This window comes from Candidatus Dependentiae bacterium, from assembly GCA_026389015.1.
In the GTDB taxonomy this organism is placed as follows: domain Bacteria; phylum Babelota; class Babeliae; order Babelales; family Vermiphilaceae; genus JAPLIR01.
This window is the reverse complement of sequence record JAPLIR010000006.1, coordinates 38892-56400: the sequence shown is the minus strand read 5'-3', so window position 1 is coordinate 56400 and position 17509 is coordinate 38892. Positions and strand designations below refer to the sequence as shown.

Here is a 17509-nt window from a genome sequence, read left to right as displayed (position 1 = left end):
ATCACCGGAACGACAGGCGAGACTGGTATAACAGGAGAAACCGGTATAACGGGTACGACAGGAGAAACGGGTACAACAGGTACAACTGGCACAACGGGAATCACCGGAGCGACGGGACGTACGGGAACCACTGGTACAACTGGCACGACGGGAATCACCGGCACGACAGGAACAACGGGTGAAACAGGTACCACGGGTACAACAGGAGAAACCGGTATCACCGGAACGACAGGCGATACAGGAACAACAGGTGAAACAGGTATAACGGGTACGACTGGTGAGACGGGAACAACAGGTGAAACAGGTACGACAGGTACAACTGGAACTACTGGAACGACGGGAATCACCGGAGCAACAGGACGTACAGGAACTACTGGAACGACGGGAACAACGGGACGTACGGGAACCACTGGTACAACTGGCACGACGGGAATCACCGGCACGACAGGAACAACGGGTGAGACTGGGGCAACGGGTCCATGTTGCACTGGTGCGACCGGAGCAACAGGCGCAACGGGTACTACTGGCGAAACTGGAACGACGGGTACGACCGGAACAACCGGCATAACTGGTGCGACTGGTGCTGCAGGTATAAATGCCGTTTCTGGATCATTATTTATTTATAATACATCAATGCAAACTGTCTCGAACGGCGGATATGTTACATTCGATACGGCAGCTATTATTACCAATCCACCTTTTGCGTTTGCGACGGGAACAGATAGTATTACCATAAATGAATCGGGACGTTATTTGGTGCAATATTCTGTGAGTGTAGGTGCTACCAGTCAAGTTTGTGATTGTGGTATACCTAATGCATGGTATATGGAGTACGCTGGTACTGCAATTCCAGGAAGTGCATATGTTGATGGGACTCCACTTATCGGGTCGTATACCTCTTATATGATTAATGCATCATTTATGTTTGATGTTGAATCTTCAGGCAGTGCATTAAAATTAAAGGATTTAGGCGGCGGGCACACACTGAATGCGGCTGTTGCAGGCAGCATTTCGTATGCCAACGCTTCGTTGATTATAACAAAAATTGGTTGATCTAATTTTTTTCAAACTACAGAGTGCTTTCAATGAGTGCTCTGTAGTTTGAAAAACTATTGTTATCAAGAGTCTGTCTAAAAAATAAATCTTACTGCTGACGATGGTCTGGTGTCATTACCTAGAAGATTGCGCTGGTATTTTATATATCACGTTAAAATATTATGCATATTTTTTTGTGGTGTAACGTTGGTTGGTAATTTTATTATAATTAATAGTAAAGTTCCTAATAAACACAGCAATGCGCTATAGCCAAAGCCAGCTTGGGGTGAAACATAGGTCCATACATAACCAACAGTAATATTAGAGGTAAGACTGCCAATGCTCGTAGCAATGGCCAATGTGCCATATCCGGTACCTCGTTTGTCGGCAGGCAGTAAATCAGCGGCAATGCTTCGCTCTGTTGCATCAGTGGCTGCCATGGAAACTCCTGCCAATAAAAATAGTGCAGCAATGAATATCATATTGGTTGTGTTTAACATGAAGCCCAGTGATGTGAGTGCTGTTAGTCCATAGCCACTAATGAGAACCGTTTTTTTACTAACATGGTCTGCAAGATAACCAATCGGATACGCACACGCGGCATAGATTACATTGTGTAGTGTGTAAAAAATGATTGCTAAAGTGCCGGCAGCCACAAGGCCTTGTGTTGGGGTTAACAATTGCGTGATGCGCATGATGAGTAGTGAGTGTGTAAAATTTCCTAAGCCAAAAATAAGTACGGCAATTAAAAATTGTTTAAACTGTGTTGGGAGTGTTTGGATGCTGCTTATAATTGGCATCTGCAACGAGTGTAAATGTGGCGATTCTTCTACGAATACTATTACTGTTATCACGGCAAGAATGCCGGGGATGAGTGCGATGAGAAATATACAACGTAATGCAACAAGATTAATGAAAACTAATGCGAGTAATGGCCCCAAGATTGCACCAACAGTATCCATGGCACGATGAAAGCCAAACATTCTTCCATAAAATTGTGGTGGTGTTGATTCTACTAAAAGTGCATCGCGGGATGGTTCTCGGATGCCTTTACCAAAGCGTCCAACGAGCCGACCGACAAGCACATGATACCATTGTGTTGCGACTACAAATACGGCAACACCCATTGATGTTAAAGAATAGCCAATGACGGAAAATGGTTTTCGTTTGCCGAGCTTGTCGCTATACCATCCGGAAAAAATTTTTATGAAACTGATTGAAGCTTCTGATAGGCCTTCAATGAGGCCGAGTGTTGCGGCGGATCCGCCAATGGATAATAAAAATGTGGGTAATATTGCGGTCGCCATTTCAGAGCATAAGTCTGCCAGAAGGCTGACAACGCCGAGTGCCATAATATTACGGTTAAGCCATTTGGGTATAAACATAAGCATCCTCTATAATAGTTTGGTTATTATAGAGGATGCTATCATTCTTGTATGGCTAAAACAAACAGTTAAAGCAAGTTAAGGTACTATTACCAATCGTAGGTCATACCAAAGTGTACTTCGCTTGCGCTTTCACTTCTTCGAGGATCGAGTCTGTTCTTGCGTGGATCAAGCTTGAAGCCCCAATCAACTTTAATTGGCATAGGGTTGAGCATGCGAATACCAAAGCCAACCGCGTGACGGTAGCTGAAGTTATTATCATTTACTGGTACATCTATGCAGCAGGCGTACGGATTATCCCAACCTGAACCACCATCGTAGAAGAATACACCCTTCATGTTAAAATCGGGAGTAATAGGGAAGACTAATTCTGCGTTAATGAACATAGCTTTTTTGGCGCCGATAGAATCGCCGGCAAGTTTAGGGCCTATTTGTCCGAATAACCAACCACGGATACTAGCAGGTCCACCTATATTATATAATTCACCATACGGCACTATGTGATTAGAAAATGGTGTTACAAATCCAAAATGTGCATGAAGCTTGAAGACTAAAAGATATTCACCAATGAGTGGTGTGAGCCAGGTACCATCTAAGTCGAATTTATAGAATCCTATGGCACTATCTTTTACCGAGAAAGCGAATCGATTACTTATGCGCCATTTATGACCGCGGCTTGGATGCATTGGATGGTTACGGGTATCTTGCTCAAGGTTGTTAGCAAACCACAGATAGGTGCCAGGTGAAAATTCTTTGTTAAGAATTGTTTGGAAGGCACGTGCTTCTGGAGAGCCAAAAGGTAATGTTGTATGTAGTTCGATAGGAGTATTATTCTCCCTCATCTTTCTAATTTCTTCTTTGCTCAATGATTGGTTTTGATAACGCACATTGTCGACACCAAGACTGAATAACACTTGTGTGTCGTCCATAAATCTGTTGCGCATATAGACACCAGATGTTACTGCGCCACCGGTGAGTCTTTCGTGGATTGGTGAAGCGTTTCTAAAGTCATCATACGTAGGACGTTTGTGATAGATATCCATGGCGCCAGAGATTGGTTTGTCAAAAAGCCATGGTTGTGCAAGATGGAAGTTAAAACTTTGTTGTTCTTTGGCTAAGTTGGTTTCAAGATTCAACAGAATGCCTTTACCAAATAAGTTGGTGTCTGCCAATTCTGCTCCGACTGACATGCCTGAAGTTGGATTGCTTAAATCTGCTCCTGCGCCGCCAAAACCAAGCTTGAAGTGGAAGCGTCCGGTTTTTGTTTCCTTAAGTATTAAATCAAGATCTGCTTGATCGTCGCCTACGCGGATGAGTTTCCAGTTAACGCCATCTCGTTGATCAAAATAACCGAGTGCTTCGACGCGACTTTTTGAGGCATCCATATGCGATTGTGTGAGCAATGCGCCTTCTTCGAGCAACAATCTTCGACGGACAATAGGGTCTCTTGTTTTTTTATTACCCTTAATGGTGATCTTATTTAAAAATACTTTATTACCCAGTTCGGTGTAGAAGGCTAGATTGACCGTTTTTGTTTCTTCATCTGGTTGAATTGATGGATCGATGTGTGTAAAGACATATCCTTGGTTACCCCAAATTAATTCAAGACGCTTCATTGCTTCAACAATTGCTTCTCGTGAATAATGATCGCCTGGACGGATAGGAATTTGCGAAAGCAAATATGCTTCAGGAATCACCTGGTCTTCAGGGGTAGGAATTTTAATTTCATTGATGGTGTATAGATCGCCTTCTTGAATTTCAAAGGTGAGGATGATGTTGCTGTTGACGGGATTCATATCAATATCAATATCAGCAACTTTTGCTTGGAGGTATCCATGATTTTGATAATGCTGTTCAATCATCTGTTTATCAGCTTCTAATCGTTCGGGATGATATGATCCGGCTTTATCCATAAAGCTCAGAACCCAGTCTTCGCGTGTATATAAAATGCCACGCAATTCTTTGCTGGAGATGTTCTTGTTGCCTTTGAAATGTATTTGTTTAACGAGTGATTTGCTATGTTCTGTGATTTTGAATATTGCGGTTGCTTGGTCGCCAGTGATGTCTAAATCAGTGTCGATATCAATACGGTGGTAGCCTTTATCAAGATACAATTTTTTGATGTCTTGGGCATATTTTTTCAACTCGCCTTTATCAATTGCCGGTACATCGGTGAAATTTATTTTTTCTTTAATTTCTTTTTCGGACAGTTGTTTGTTGCCTTCAAAGATAACGTTTTTTAATAATTTTTTTTCTTCAACGACGATATACAGATTTAATGAATCGTCACCGATATTCTCGCCATAGACACTGATGTTTTTGAATCGTTTAAGGCCATCATAAATATTTTTGATGAGAGTGCTTTTTTTACGCGGATCGAATTGTTCCCCTACTTTAAAAGGCACATGGCTAATGATTGCTTCAGCGGTTACGTATTTATTATCAAGAACCGTTATAGCATTTATTTTGCGAGAACCAGTGTCTGATCGTTGAGACTCTAGTTTTGTAGGATCTTCTGTTGACGTTGAATAAATAACAAACGTCGTACACAAAATGCTTGATAAAAGGGCGGTTAAAACATATTTTTTGTATCTTTTATTGCGTAGAGAATTCATTGATAAGCTCCTGGCATGTGTTGCCGTGGCGTTTAAAGGCACTGTTTACTTCATGGATCAATAAGATACTCTTTTTTTTTAAATTGACTAGAGAGCATTGGTTATTTGTTGTAAGATATCAAACAAACAACTACGCATGATTATTATTTTATTCTCTGGAGAGCAATGTTAAAAATTACTAATACATTAACGGGCAAAAAAGAGCTTTTTACACCACTAGAAGGCAATAACGTACGCTTATACGTTTGTGGCATTACGCCGTATGATTATGCGCATGTTGGCCATGGGCGCGTGTACGTTATTTTTGATGTACTGTATCGGTTGTTAAATTTTTTGAATTATAACGTGAAATATTGCAGAAATTTTACCGATATCGATGATAAATTACTCAGTAAAGCGGTTAAAGAGACAGGCAATGAGCAGGATTATAAAGATGTAGCTCAACGTTATATTACTACATTTACGCACGACATGGCACAGTTGAATTGCACTGTCCCAACTTATGAACCTCGTGTAACAGATTCGATTCCGGCTATTATAAAATTTATCAAGGGGCTTGTGGATAATGGTACTGCATACGTGGTTGATGGAGATGTTTATTTTCATATTCCAGCATTTCCAGCGTATGGCATGCTCTCAAAACAAAAATTAGATGAATTAGTAGTTGGTGCACGTGTAGAGGCTAATGATAAAAAGAAAAACCCTCTTGATTTTGCTTTATGGAAAAGTGAAGAAGAGGGTCAATTTTGGCAAAGTCCATGGGGTTGGGGCCGTCCAGGTTGGCACATTGAATGTTCGGCTCTTGCGGCACATTACTTAGGCAAGCACATAGACATTCATGCCGGCGGCATGGATTTGATTTTTACTCATCATGAAAATGAAATAGCACAGTCAGAAGGATTGTTCGGTGCACCATTTGCACGGTATTGGATGCATAATGCATTTGTGCGTATTAATAAAGAAAAGATGTCAAAGTCGTTGGGTAATTTTTTTACCTTACGTGATGTGTTTACTAAGTTTGATCCCATGGTGGTTCGTTTTTATTATTTAAATCATTATTATCGATCACCCCTTGATTTTTCTTTTGATGATATTGAGGCGGTACAAAAAAGTTATCAAAAATTATGCCGTGTATTGCAAGAGTATACTGCGCAAGATGTTGATGCGGCAACAGTTCATGAATCAGTGATTGTCAAAAAAATGCTTGTATTTTTGTGTGACGATTTGAACACTCCCGGCATGCTTGGTGTAGTGTTTGAGAACTTGGGCGAGTTACAACGCACAGCGCACGAAGCATGCAGTGTAAAAGCATTCTTACAAAATGTGTTGGGATTAAGTCTACAACCCTTACCGGTTGAAGAAGCTATTGTTACACCTGAAATTAAACAGCTTTTGGCAGAAAGAGAAACAGCCCGTGTCGCAAAAGATTGGACACGAGCTGATGTAATTCGAGATCAATTAAAAGCACTAGGCTTTGAAGTGCAAGATAAGAAGAAGTGATCGATTACGCGAGTAATGTTTCGATTTTTTCTTGTAACTCTTCTTTGCTCATGTAGCCAGTTTCTTTGCCCTTAACGACATTGTTCTTAATGAAGATGAAAGTTGGTACTGAGGTGACGCCATACTTAATTGAAATTTCTCGGGCTTCATCAACATTGAGTTTGGCAAATTTATAGGTATTGCCTAATTCATTTTCCAATTCTTCAACAACGGGCATCATTTGTTGGCATGGTCCGCACCAGGTGGCATACACGTCAAGAATGACTGGCTTGGTTGATTGAGCAATTTCTTTTTCGAAATTTTCTGGGGTAATAGCAATTGCCATTGTGGCTCCTTTACAATAATTTTTTTAAAATTTTGACTGTTTTTAACAAGTTATTAACTATAGCAGCAACGTAGTAAAAAATCTATTGGCTTTGCTCCGTTCAAAAGTAGTAACTCATTAAGCCTTTGTTATTTTTTCTGAGTGTCCATATTGTTTGTTAGAAGCTTTTTTTTCGGCAGGAGTTTTGCTTTGTTTTGCTTTGTTTTTTTTGTCATTTTCGTTCTCTTCTTTAGAGTATCCGGTAATTTCTAATCTTTTGAATGCAGGCATTTTTATTTCTAATTCTTTAGGACCTGCAGGTGTCTTTTCTGCGCAATAGAGTGTTTTGGTATTTTCTACTAAGTACGAGTCAGTTTTGCCGGCGTTGTCAGTGACTATTATTTTGATGTACCTTCTTGCGATTTTTCCAGGCTTTGTTTGGTAGTTCCATATCCTATTTGGTTCTGGTGCTTCTATTGTTTTTGTTTCAGCAAGGTCAATTTTAAAGACAGCGAATTTTTTTTCGGGATTTTCTGAAAGCATGTATTCTATCATGCCCTTCTTAGAAGGTTCGGGGTTTAAAGTGCTTGCTTGCTCGTTTGGCATTTCAAATACAGGAATTTGTTTAATGAGTCTGTTAAAACTAAGTTGTTCTACTTGATAGATGTTGCCTTCCTGTGTTGTTAATATGCCTTCAAAATTAATTTGATTTCGATTGCGTCCGCCAGTGGATGTTTCTTGCGCCCCAGCTCCAAATATTTGAGTTGGTAGCAACAATAAAAGATATGTTGCCATTATGTTCATTTTTTTCATGAATGCTCCTTTTTATACATGATATAGATATGAATACTGATTAAAGTATATATGCAATAAGCAGTAGTTATGCAAGCATTAAATGTGAGAGGCGTTTGAGCATAAATAAAAAAAGTTGAACAAATGTTGATCTGTTTATATGCTGTCCACATAGTTTACATTAAAAAAAATAAGGAGAGCATATGTATAATGAGAGCTATAGCGCACAAGAGAGCTTATCAAGCTTCATGTATAAGGTGTATGGTTGGATGACTGTTGGACTTGCGGTGACTGCCGGACTTGCTTTTTATCTTGCAAGGACGCCAGGTTATTTAGAGCAATTGATGCTCCACCCCTATCTTTTAATTGGTCTTTTTATTGCGCAGCTTGCTTTAGTCATTGGCTTAAGTGCTTTTGTTTTACGTATGAATTTTGCAACCGCTCTTGGTTGCTTCTTGCTTTACGCGGCGTCAGTTGCGTTAACACTTGCTCCTATTTTTGTTATTTATAGTTTAGGTTCTATCTATCTTACCTTCTTAATTACTGCTGGCATGTTTGGCATTATGTCCATTTATGGCTTTTTTACCAGAGCCGATCTGACTGCCATGGGCAATGTATTATTGATGATGCTTTTACGTTATTAACGGCGTATGACACACAAAAAATTAAACTTATGGCACATCAACTTGGTGATAATGAAGAAGTTAAAAGTAAGATTGCTATTCTTGGCGCGCTGATTTTGTATCTTGATTTTATTAATCTATTCTTGTTGTTATTGCGTTTTACTGGCCGCAGACAAGACTAATTGAACGAAGTAAAAAGTAAGTATTTGAAAAAAAGGAATTATGATGAATAAAAAAGTTCTATTACTCGCGTTTATTGTGTCTTGCGCAGGATTTTCGGTTAATACCGTTGATGCTTATCGTCCAAAAAAATTAACGAAAATTAAGAAAAAAATTGTAGATCTTAATTATGCCATGGATATCGAAGGAGACGTTAACGAACCCCTTGATATAGCAACAACAGAAGAAGATGGAACGGTTACTGAAACAGTAACGCGTGGCGATGATGCCATCGTAATAACTAATGAACAAGAGCCGTTTGATACGAAAGCAAAAAAGAAAGCAACAAGAGAGCTTGTTGAAAAAGGTATTGAGTTCTTGAAAAACAATGAACCAAGTGTAGCGTTCAGTCAATTTACGCATACCAGAGATTTTGTGAAGGGCGAGCTCTACTTATTTGTTTTTGATGACAAGGGTGTTTGCTTGGCGCATGGCCAACAAGGCGACCTTGTATGGAAAAATCTTTACGATCTGCGCGATGTTTTTGGTACGACTGTTGTAAAAGATTTTATTGATAAGGCAAAGAATGGCGGTGGTGAAATTGTCTATCAATGGCGCAATGGCACAAAAGTTTCTTATGTGCAAGAGCTCAAGAAAGATGGAAAGACGTACGTTGTCGGTTCTGGTTATTATCCACATTCCAAAGAAGATGCTACGGTCAATTTTGTAAAAGGTGCTGTTGCATTATTCAATGATTACAAAGCAAAAAAACTTCCAAAGGAAGAAGCATTCAGTACCTTTAGCTATAAATTAGGTAGATTTATTTCAGGTGACTTATACCTCTACGCGCTTGATTTTAAAGGTATTGTTGTGGCGCAAGGCGATCGCCCAGAATTAATTGGCGGTAGCAGTTGGGACTATAAAGACTCTGATGGTAAGTTGATCAACCAAGAAATTATTAAAAGATTACAAGAGACGCCGAATGAAGGCGTTTGGATTACGTATCAATCAAAGCGTGCGACCAAAAAAGCATATGCCGAACGTGTTGTTGATGCCAAAGGAAACAACTATTTTATAGCCTGTGGTTTTTATCCAGATGGCACTCGTGATCAAGCAATTGATTTAGTGAAAAAAGGTTACACTCGAATGAAGACTGCAGGATTGAGTGTAGCGGCCGATGACTTTAATTCACGCGCGAATGATGACTACCGTTACGGCGATTTGTACCTCGTGGTATATGATTTACAAGGGACACTTTTGGCAGATGGATCGGGTTTTGTTAAAGCTAATCATTATGATTATAAAGATGACGATGGCAGATATTATGTACGTGAGTTGATTGAAAAAGCAAAAAAAGGTGGCGGTTGGGTTGATTATAAAACCAAGAATTCATTTGAATCAACGTATGTAGAAATGGTTGATATGGGTACTGGTAAATATGTTATTGGTTGCGGAGTATTTCCTACCTTTAAATTTGAAACAATGTCTCTTTTAGTAAAAAGTGCTGCGAGTCTGCTGCAGAGTAATACAGAAGAAATAGCATTTGCAGAATTTACGCAAGCTAATGGCAAATTTATTCGTGGTGATTTGAACGTATTTGTTTTCGATACCACGGGCCTTTGTTATGCCTACGGCGATACGTATGATTACATTTGGCAAAACCTTAAAGATGCAAAAGATGATGATGGAAAATCATACATTCAACAATTTATAGATACGATACAGCAAGGTGCAAGCACGGTGAAGTATAAAGCAAATGGTGCAACAAAAGTCGCTTATATAGATTCAGTAAAAAAGGGTGAAAAGACCTATATTGTTGGCTCTAGCTACTATAAATAATGTTGCATATATCATAATACGTGTTGCTGATCGGAGTAGGTGAGGCATGAAAGCGGGAGTTTTTTTATACAGGTTGTTTTTGATTGGTATCGTTGTTTCACCTGTATGTAGTGAGGCGTATCAAGCAACAGCATCTTTGTTGAGTAATGTTGATGCCGTAGTGCCTTCTCAGTCATCTTTGCAACAATCAGATATTGATGCTATGGATAAGCAAATTAAGGAAGCAGAAACTGAACTCGTAGAATTAAAAAGACTCTTGGAAACGCTCAAGCCTGGTGCTACAGCTGATTCTGTGGCACCAAGAATGCAACGTATTATTCATCTGAATAGAGGGTTGGCCGATAGCTATAACAAGAAATTAGCATTCTATCGTGAACAAGGTATTCAAGGCACCCCTGAGCTCAACCAAGCTCTAAAAGGCCAAAAAATGGCAGAGCGTGGTGTTCTTTATTACACAAAAAAATTGAAAAAGATTGAGCCTGTTTTGAGTGCTGCCTATCCTGCGCCCGGTGGTCATGGATTGGTCAGTACTCCGGAGCTTGCTGCTGCTAAAGCTCGCCAGGCTATAACGGCAGGTCATGGTGCTCCAGCGAGTGCTTCAGATGATCTTTATAAAACCGAAGCGTTTAAAAGTGCTCATGGTTGGCATGCAACACCACCTCCTCCGCCGGCTGCGCCGGCTGATCATGGTGCGGCAGCGAGCCATGGTGCTCCGCCTGCAGTTAAAGATTCTGTTTTTGAGAGTGAAGCTTTTAAAAGTGCTCATGGTTGGCATGCGTCTGGTGCAGAAAGAACAATCTTTCAATTTACGCCTTTTGGCTATATTCAAACAGAGGCTTCTTACGTCACCAGACAAATAGCGATATTACAAGAATTCCAACCATTTATAGTACCCGTTCAACCAGGTTATGATTCTAATAACCGTGACGTTAATGATCGGTCTCAATTTTTGACGTTTTTACATGCTCACATGGGTTCTCTGATTACGGGACCCAAAGTATTGGATGCGTCATTGACGGGCGATATTTCTTTTGAATTTTATTCTCCATTTCAAAGTAATTATGTTCAAGCAACTGACCCGGGTATCGGTATAAAAACCGCGGGTTTTCTTCTTGTTCACGCTACGATGTATTTAGAGTGGCAAAAAACCATTTTATTGCTTGGGCAAACATGGCATCCAGACCAAGATCCTGAGGTTTCTGTTGCTCGTGATCGCGTTACTATTCTAGGAGCTGTTGCTGATCCAAACAACCGATTGTTTCAAATCCGGGTTACGCAAAAAGTGATACCAGAATTCAAATTAATTATGGCTGTTTTAACCAATATAGATAACAAAGCACGGCAGAATTCTGGAATTTCTCCTGAACAATTTCAGAATCCCACATGGTATAATTTCCATTTTCAAGGTCGTGCACAATTTAAAAAACATATATTTGCTCTTGCTGCTGATATTCAAACAGAACAGCCTCGCCTTTTTGAAGATAACGATTTGAGACTTGATATTGATAAGCTTCTTCCAATAATTCTCGATACCCCGTCGTATGTTCCTCCGATAAGGTCACAAAACACGCAAGTAAGATCGTCAGATAGTCAGGCAAAATCTCACAATGAATCGACAAGGTCCCCAAGTCCAGGTATAACATTTTATTCTAATCGTTTTGGAGCAACCAAGCGAGGAGTTACCAGTTTTTCCATCATGGCATTTGCAAAAGTTGAGTTTGAACGTCTCATAACCAAAGCTAAACTTATTGTAGGTTCAAGTTTATCACATCCACTAGGAGGCTTTGGCATTGTTGATCCTTGCACAAGCGAGGTGGCCAAAATATTGGGTGATCAACCACAAAGACCACTAACTAAAAACATTCTAAGATTTTATGATCCAGCAAGGTTGGTGTCATTGTCCGCAGATTTTTCAACGAATCAAAAATTATCCCCAGGAGTGTATATAGGATTTGTTAAAAATCTTGGCTTTAAGAATAAATTGTGGCCATATGTGGATGATATTACGGTACATGATCCAACTAACCCAAAAGCCTCTGTTAGTATCAAATCGCTCCGTGAGATTGTCATTTTTAAATATGCATCAGATATAGATTATACGGTGACTGTATCACCGCGTATTAAATGGCTTGTTGCTCCAATGACGTTTAGTGCAGAAGTAGAATGTACACAAACATCATTTGGTAATGTGTTTACTAATGAATATGGTGCAGTAAACCATGGGCAGCCAATTAACTCTATTCGATTTATTTTATCGGCGTATTTTAACTTCTAATCTATTTTTAAAGGATGAGTAATGGATGAAAAATATTCTTTAGAAAAATTTGTGCCGCTTATCAAAATGTATGCGGCGGTAATAGTACTGACTATTGCAAAGCAGTTCTTATTTGTTGGACATGATCATCTTGTTACGCATACTCATGATTGGATGAATGACTTTATGGGTATCATGTTTCTCATGGCAGGAACGTTTAAAGTAATGGATCTATGTTGTTTTGCTGATGCATTCGAAAAATATGATCTTGTTGCTCGGCTTTGTAGACCATACGCTTTGGGGTACCCCTTTATTGAATTAGGGCTTGGCGTTGCCTATATGTTTCGTTGGCAGCTTTTGCTGGTCAATTGGACGGTATTAGCCTTAATGCTTGTCAGTTCAGCTGGCGTTGCACATGCATTGTGGAATAAGGTAGATGCCAAATGTGGTTGTATGGGAATAATGGCTGAAATGCCGGTGACGTTTGTAACGTTATTAGAAGATCTTTTAATGGCAGCAATGGCAGTAATGATGCTGTACATGTAACAACATCATTACTGTTTTAGATTTTATTACAATCCATTTTTTTTTCTTATTTGCCTGATCTGTTTCGTTGTTGTTGGTTAGAATATTTTCTCATTGGTTGTGTATGGGGTGCTTTTCCTGAAATCTTTGATTGCAGGGCAGCACTCTTTTTTTGCGTAATATGGGTGGCTGGATACAATTTAACTTCTATTTTTTGCTCAGGCAGTTGGTTAGGGTGGGCTAAAATTATTGCCGCGATTACTAATTCTGCTGCTGCTGGATTCATATAATTCCCTTTTTTATGGTGTGATATGATCAAAAAAACAATATAATTCTTTTTTCTATTCATGTTCAGTGGAAGATATCACATTTTTTTCAGGAGCAATAGGGAAAAGAAAGAAAGTTGTTTTTTTAGATAAGATCAGGGAAAAAATAAGTTTTTAATGGATAAGGTTAAAATCTTTAAAGAAGTTGGCCGCGCCAACCGGAGCTCTGTAAGAGCGAAGGTATTTGAAGCTGATTTTTTAATAATTTTTTAAACATGAATTTCAGTAGCAGTTTGATAGTTCTTTGATTGTGCGTATTTCGAATAAGCCCAGCCTACGTTAAAACTTCGGCGGACAACCTACGCTAGTTCTAGCAATGTTTTTTTATGATTAATGTGAAGTCATCAGAGAAACTGGCCGCGCCAACCGTAGCTCGTAAGAGCGAAGGAAATATGCATAAGACCAATCAAAAAATAAGCCCGTCGTCGCCTTACGGCTATTTCCGTTTTCGCTTTCAGCTGCCTCGGACTATGTCGGGCAGTCTTTTACCCATCTCACATGGCTCGATGGGGCCCGTTTTCGCAATAAAACATTTTAAGTTGATTTTTCTTCTGAAAGTAATGGCGTTAGCCAGACGAAGCCCTGCGTAGGTTATATGAGGCGCTTCTTTAGAAATTCTTTGCCAGATCCGCTTTTCAGGTAAATTTCAAAATTGATAGCTTTCATTTTTTCTTTAAAAGCAAAAAATGAAATGAATTCCCATGGTATATATTTAGAAGTATGAGGAACGCGAGAATCATTATGCACCAATAACCTGTTTCTTAGATCAGAGGTGTAGCCAATATATATTTGCTCAGGAAAAGCGAGAGAGCGAAGCACATAAACATAAAACATAGATCATTTAGCAGTTCGGTAGACTTTTGAATTCTGTGAGTTTCGAATAAGCCCAGCCTACGTTAAAACTTCGGCGGGCAACCTTCGCTTTTGCGATAGATATTAATTTAGTAAAGAAACCTTAAGTACTGGCCGCGCCAACCGTAGCTCTGTAAGAGCGAAGGTATTTGAAGCTGATTTTTTTAAAATTCTTTAAACATAGATTGTTTAGCAGTTCGTAAATCTTGAATCTTTGTGTATTTCGAATAAGCCCAGCCTACGTTAAAACTTCGGCGGGCAACCTTCGCTTTTGCGATAGATATTAATCTAGTAAAGAATCCTTAAGTACTGGCCGCGCCAACCGGAGCTCGTAAGAGCGAAGGTTGGAGGAGAGGGAGGGATTCGAACCCTCGATTCCTTTCGGAATAACGGTTTTCAAGACCGCCGCAATCGACCACTCTGCCACCTCTCCAAAACTGAAATGTACATAAATTCTACTCGTTTTGGTGTAATAACGCAACTTTTAGAAATAATGCTTTTTTTTTGATTATCAATAGATCGTCCCAATCGATTTTTCAATGCCAATTTAATTCAAATTGAAAAAAACTATTGATTTCTATGATTTCTTTGTGTTAGTATGATTTTAAGATGCTGAAGTAAGCATTAAATACCAAGTACGAATGGTTCGTGCTGTGGTGAAGAGTAAAAACCATAACGAAGGAGAATCGTATGAAGAAATTATTATTATCAGTAGTTGCGTTGGTGGCAGTTGTTTCAGCTGTTCAACTTGATGCACGATGCGGTGGCTGTGAAGCACCTTGTACAAAACCAGGTAAATTGACGGTTGTACCAGAAGTAAGAACCTGCGAATGCCCAGTTTGTCCTAAATTGGTACCAGCTGAGTTTAAGCAAGCTTACTTAGCGCCATGCACCGAGAAAAAAGTTGTTAAAGTGAAGAAATCTTGCCGTAGTGGAAACTGTGGTACAACAAGATCTAGAACTTCAAGATCTTCATCAAGAAAAGCGACAACTGCAAACGTTCAAGCTTCAACTGATGTAGACGCTGAGTAATTAAGTTCTCTATTCTTAGAGATAAAAAAAGGCACCAATTTTGGTGCCTTTTTTGTTTGTAGAGCGTAATTGATTTACCGTAGTGTTACTGTACAATTTCACCATCTTTGATGAGTTGTGCATTCTTTTTGCCAACGTAGAACGCAGCGCCAAGCCAAATGCCAATAATACCAAGACTAATGAATGTTCCGTAGACCATAAGTTCTGATAAGTTGTGTTTGAAGAAGCTGTTGATGCTTCCGCCACCAGCTTTTGAAAAACGACCACCAAACATATCAATCCAACCCTTAGATTTGAATTTCGCATCTTTGCTGGTTGGAATGTACATCATTTCTTTCAACGGATTGTTGAGTGCATAGCCAAGAGATTTGACGATCATGAATGCAACAAAGGTAGCCCATAAAAGACTAATACTTGTTGGACCACTGTAAAAGAACATGAGCAATGAGCTAATGGTTAATGCAAAAATCACTGGATAAATTGCCAATGAAATACGTACACCAAAACGTTTGATGATGTAGCTGGTACCAAGAAGAGCAATGAAGAATGATAGAGCATTAGAGCTAACACCAAAAACACCTTCAAAGCGGCTAAAAGCTGCTTCGGAAGCAAATTCTGGCAAGCGTGTAGCTTGTGAATGCATTTGATAGTCGATAATTTGTGAGCATACTTCATAGAAGGTTGAGATGATTAAAATCCCGAGCAAATATGGGCGAGATGCTAATAGCGTAAGACCAGCGGTAAACCCTTCAATGAAGCCTTCTTTTTTCTTTTCAGTTGCGGCAGCTGCTTTGTTACCAACAAGCTCGTCTGCTGGTGTTGTACGCATAAAGTACCAAATCATAGCGACAATGATAAACATAAACGCTGCTGATAAGGAAATAAATGGCCACATAGCGCCAACAGATTCAGTGAAAAGTAAGAGTGCAGATCCACCAATAGCACCGATTTGCATAAAGGTTACAATCAGAGGGAAACCTCTTTTTGCGCCATCGGTGGTACTAATACTGTTGGTGAAGGACCAGAATAACGCAACGACCAAAGATCCAAAGCTTTCAACGGCAAAGTAATTTACCCAGCCTACAGTAGCGAGCAAGTTTTTGCCTAATGCATGAACGCCATAAACTTCTTTAACGAAGATTACGCTTGCAATAGATGCAAAAAGAATTCCGTAGAAAGAGCAAATAATATAAAACAATTGATGTTTTTTAAAGAGATCGATCAGTTTGGAGTACACCAATACGGTGATTAAAACAATGAAGGGGGACCAGAATTTTGCTAATGGTTGGAATAAAGCACCTTGGTGATCTTGCCAGCCAAGTTCTACTGGAAATGCAATTTTAAAGAATATGGTATTTTTTAAAAGTCTGAGCAACCAGTAGGTGCCAATAACAAAAAAGCCGGTGATAGATAAGAGGCCAAATTTACGAATTTCTTCTTTATGTAAATCGGGGAAAAAGTATTTAATAGTAGCGGACATCATAATAATAATGCTTTCGGTAAAAGTGATGAAAAATATGATTCAAATAACTAATTTACGATATAAGGCATTGCTTCACTGGTGTTCCTTTATGAGAGAGATCTGGTGTTAATGACTTCTTCTTTGTTTGCTGAAACATAAAACGCTTGCCTGCTATCTTTACTAGATATCATATGCGCGAGTTTGTTATCAATAAAATGCGCGGCAACATAATCTTGCAGTGCAATTCCTGGCATGATTATACCAGAATTTACTTTTTCTATATAGGTTGGCCGACGTTCTGGTTCTGAATCATAATGCGGGCAACAGCTGCCTTCTAAAAATCCAAGACCTGGTATAATGCCAAGTGGCCATACCGAGTCGGTCACCGCTTGCTCAAACCAGCAAATGGCGCCGGCACTGACGCCAGCAAGTATCGTGCCTTGTTCATAGGCTTGGCGCAATACATTATCGACGCCCCACGCCCGCCACAAGGCCAACATGCTTTTGGTGTTGCCACCACCAACATAAATAATATCTTGGTCGAGTAGATGCTGTTCCCAACCATTTTTTACGCGGCCAAAAAGCGAAAGTGTTGAGGGTTTGGCGCCAAGTGAACCAAAGGTGTCATAGAAACGGATAATATATTCTTTGGATTCTGAACTTGCTTGAGGTAAAAAGCAAATTTTTGGGTTCGCTTTTTTTGTCTGTGCAATGATGTATTGTTCTAGTTTAGGACTGTCTTTTGATAGACCATTGCCACCGATGGCAATTATTTGTTTTTTTGTACTCATATATCTATATCCTAA

The 17509-nt window shown here is 39.5% G+C and carries 14 protein-coding genes, 1 tRNA gene and 1 pseudogene; 7 read left to right on the top strand and 9 right to left on the bottom strand.

The window, feature by feature from the left end; translation table 11 throughout:
* Positions 1–1053 (top strand): collagen-like protein (locus tag NTX86_00370; protein ID MCX5921772.1); only part of this gene is annotated, 1053 nt, incomplete at its 5' end.
* Positions 1054–1202: 149 nt separating this feature from the next.
* Here NTX86_00370 and NTX86_00365 read toward each other — a convergent pair.
* The gene (locus tag NTX86_00365) at positions 1203–2420 is read right to left on the bottom strand and encodes an MFS transporter (protein ID MCX5921771.1); all 1218 of its coding nucleotides are present in this window, start codon (positions 2418–2420) and stop codon (positions 1203–1205) included.
* A gap of 89 nt (positions 2421–2509) precedes the next feature.
* Positions 2510–5035: an outer membrane protein assembly factor BamA gene (gene bamA / locus NTX86_00360; protein MCX5921770.1), complete on the bottom strand. Its 2526-nt coding sequence runs from the start codon at positions 5033–5035 to the stop codon at positions 2510–2512.
* A 165-nt stretch (positions 5036–5200) separates the two neighbouring features.
* Here bamA and cysS point away from each other — a divergent pair, with 165 nt between their 5' ends.
* Positions 5201–6535: a cysteine--tRNA ligase gene (cysS, locus tag NTX86_00355; GenBank protein MCX5921769.1), complete on the top strand. Its 1335-nt coding sequence runs from the start codon at positions 5201–5203 to the stop codon at positions 6533–6535.
* 4 nt (positions 6536–6539) lie between these two features.
* On the opposite strand, the gene trxA is transcribed toward cysS, so the two are convergent.
* A complete protein-coding gene (gene trxA / locus NTX86_00350; protein ID MCX5921768.1) occupies positions 6540–6860 on the bottom strand; it encodes a thioredoxin in 321 nt (106 codons plus the stop codon).
* A 117-nt stretch (positions 6861–6977) separates the two neighbouring features.
* Positions 6978–7652: a hypothetical protein gene (locus NTX86_00345; GenBank protein MCX5921767.1), complete on the bottom strand. Its 675-nt coding sequence runs from the start codon at positions 7650–7652 to the stop codon at positions 6978–6980.
* 182 nt (positions 7653–7834) lie between these two features.
* On the opposite strand from NTX86_00345, the pseudogene NTX86_00340 reads away from it, so the two are divergent.
* The 4 genes and pseudogenes from NTX86_00340 to NTX86_00325 all read left to right on the top strand — a co-directional run bounded on the left by NTX86_00340 (position 7835) and on the right by NTX86_00325 (position 13052).
* Positions 7835–8436: pseudogene (locus NTX86_00340) on the top strand (Bax inhibitor-1/YccA family protein).
* Positions 8437–8479: 43 nt separating this feature from the next.
* Positions 8480–10252 carry a cache domain-containing protein gene (locus tag NTX86_00335; protein MCX5921766.1) on the top strand — a complete coding sequence of 591 codons (1773 nt, stop codon included), beginning with the start codon at positions 8480–8482 and terminating at the stop codon, positions 10250–10252.
* A 46-nt stretch (positions 10253–10298) separates the two neighbouring features.
* The gene (locus tag NTX86_00330) at positions 10299–12527 is read left to right on the top strand and encodes a hypothetical protein (GenBank protein MCX5921765.1); all 2229 of its coding nucleotides are present in this window, start codon (positions 10299–10301) and stop codon (positions 12525–12527) included.
* Between the two features lie 21 nt (positions 12528–12548).
* Positions 12549–13052 carry a hypothetical protein gene (locus NTX86_00325; GenBank protein ID MCX5921764.1) on the top strand — a complete coding sequence of 168 codons (504 nt, stop codon included), beginning with the start codon at positions 12549–12551 and terminating at the stop codon, positions 13050–13052.
* 46 nt (positions 13053–13098) lie between these two features.
* On the opposite strand, the gene NTX86_00320 is transcribed toward NTX86_00325, so the two are convergent.
* The 3 genes from NTX86_00320 to NTX86_00310 all read right to left on the bottom strand — a co-directional run bounded on the left by NTX86_00320 (position 13099) and on the right by NTX86_00310 (position 14642).
* Entirely contained in the window at positions 13099–13317 is a 219-nt protein-coding gene (locus NTX86_00320; GenBank protein ID MCX5921763.1) for a hypothetical protein, read from the bottom strand.
* 631 nt (positions 13318–13948) lie between these two features.
* Positions 13949–14191: a GIY-YIG nuclease family protein gene (locus tag NTX86_00315; protein MCX5921762.1), complete on the bottom strand. Its 243-nt coding sequence runs from the start codon at positions 14189–14191 to the stop codon at positions 13949–13951.
* 363 nt (positions 14192–14554) lie between these two features.
* A tRNA-Ser gene (locus NTX86_00310) sits at positions 14555–14642 on the bottom strand.
* A 257-nt stretch (positions 14643–14899) separates the two neighbouring features.
* Here NTX86_00310 and NTX86_00305 point away from each other — a divergent pair.
* Positions 14900–15241: a hypothetical protein gene (locus NTX86_00305; protein ID MCX5921761.1), complete on the top strand. Its 342-nt coding sequence runs from the start codon at positions 14900–14902 to the stop codon at positions 15239–15241.
* 85 nt (positions 15242–15326) lie between these two features.
* Here the strand turns inward: NTX86_00305 and NTX86_00300 are convergent, their stop codons facing one another.
* Together NTX86_00300 and NTX86_00295 are read right to left on the bottom strand one after the other, a co-directional pair.
* The gene (locus NTX86_00300; protein MCX5921760.1) at positions 15327–16724 is read right to left on the bottom strand and encodes a hypothetical protein; all 1398 of its coding nucleotides are present in this window, start codon (positions 16722–16724) and stop codon (positions 15327–15329) included.
* Positions 16725–16810: 86 nt separating this feature from the next.
* Entirely contained in the window at positions 16811–17494 is a 684-nt protein-coding gene (locus NTX86_00295; GenBank protein MCX5921759.1) for a peptidase E, read from the bottom strand.
* Between the last annotated feature and the right edge of the window lie 15 nt (positions 17495–17509).

Excerpts from the sequence above, each read along its gene's own strand:
- NTX86_00365 (MCX5921771.1), bottom strand. The coding sequence starts at position 2,420 with ATGTTTATACCCAAATGGCTTAACCGTAATATTATGGCACTCGGCGTT.
- bamA (MCX5921770.1), bottom strand. The coding sequence starts at position 5,035 with ATGAATTCTCTACGCAATAAAAGATACAAAAAATATGTTTTAACCGCC.
- cysS (MCX5921769.1), top strand. The coding sequence starts at position 5,201 with ATGTTAAAAATTACTAATACATTAACGGGCAAAAAAGAGCTTTTTACA.
- trxA (MCX5921768.1), bottom strand. The coding sequence starts at position 6,860 with ATGGCAATTGCTATTACCCCAGAAAATTTCGAAAAAGAAATTGCTCAA.
- NTX86_00345 (MCX5921767.1), bottom strand. The coding sequence starts at position 7,652 with ATGAAAAAAATGAACATAATGGCAACATATCTTTTATTGTTGCTACCA.
- NTX86_00335 (MCX5921766.1), top strand. The coding sequence starts at position 8,480 with ATGAATAAAAAAGTTCTATTACTCGCGTTTATTGTGTCTTGCGCAGGA.
- NTX86_00330 (MCX5921765.1), top strand. The coding sequence starts at position 10,299 with ATGAAAGCGGGAGTTTTTTTATACAGGTTGTTTTTGATTGGTATCGTT.
- NTX86_00325 (MCX5921764.1), top strand. The coding sequence starts at position 12,549 with ATGGATGAAAAATATTCTTTAGAAAAATTTGTGCCGCTTATCAAAATG.
- NTX86_00320 (MCX5921763.1), bottom strand. The coding sequence starts at position 13,317 with ATGAATCCAGCAGCAGCAGAATTAGTAATCGCGGCAATAATTTTAGCC.
- NTX86_00315 (MCX5921762.1), bottom strand. The coding sequence starts at position 14,191 with ATGTTTTATGTTTATGTGCTTCGCTCTCTCGCTTTTCCTGAGCAAATA.
- NTX86_00305 (MCX5921761.1), top strand. The coding sequence starts at position 14,900 with ATGAAGAAATTATTATTATCAGTAGTTGCGTTGGTGGCAGTTGTTTCA.
- NTX86_00300 (MCX5921760.1), bottom strand. The coding sequence starts at position 16,724 with ATGATGTCCGCTACTATTAAATACTTTTTCCCCGATTTACATAAAGAA.
- NTX86_00295 (MCX5921759.1), bottom strand. The coding sequence starts at position 17,494 with ATGAGTACAAAAAAACAAATAATTGCCATCGGTGGCAATGGTCTATCA.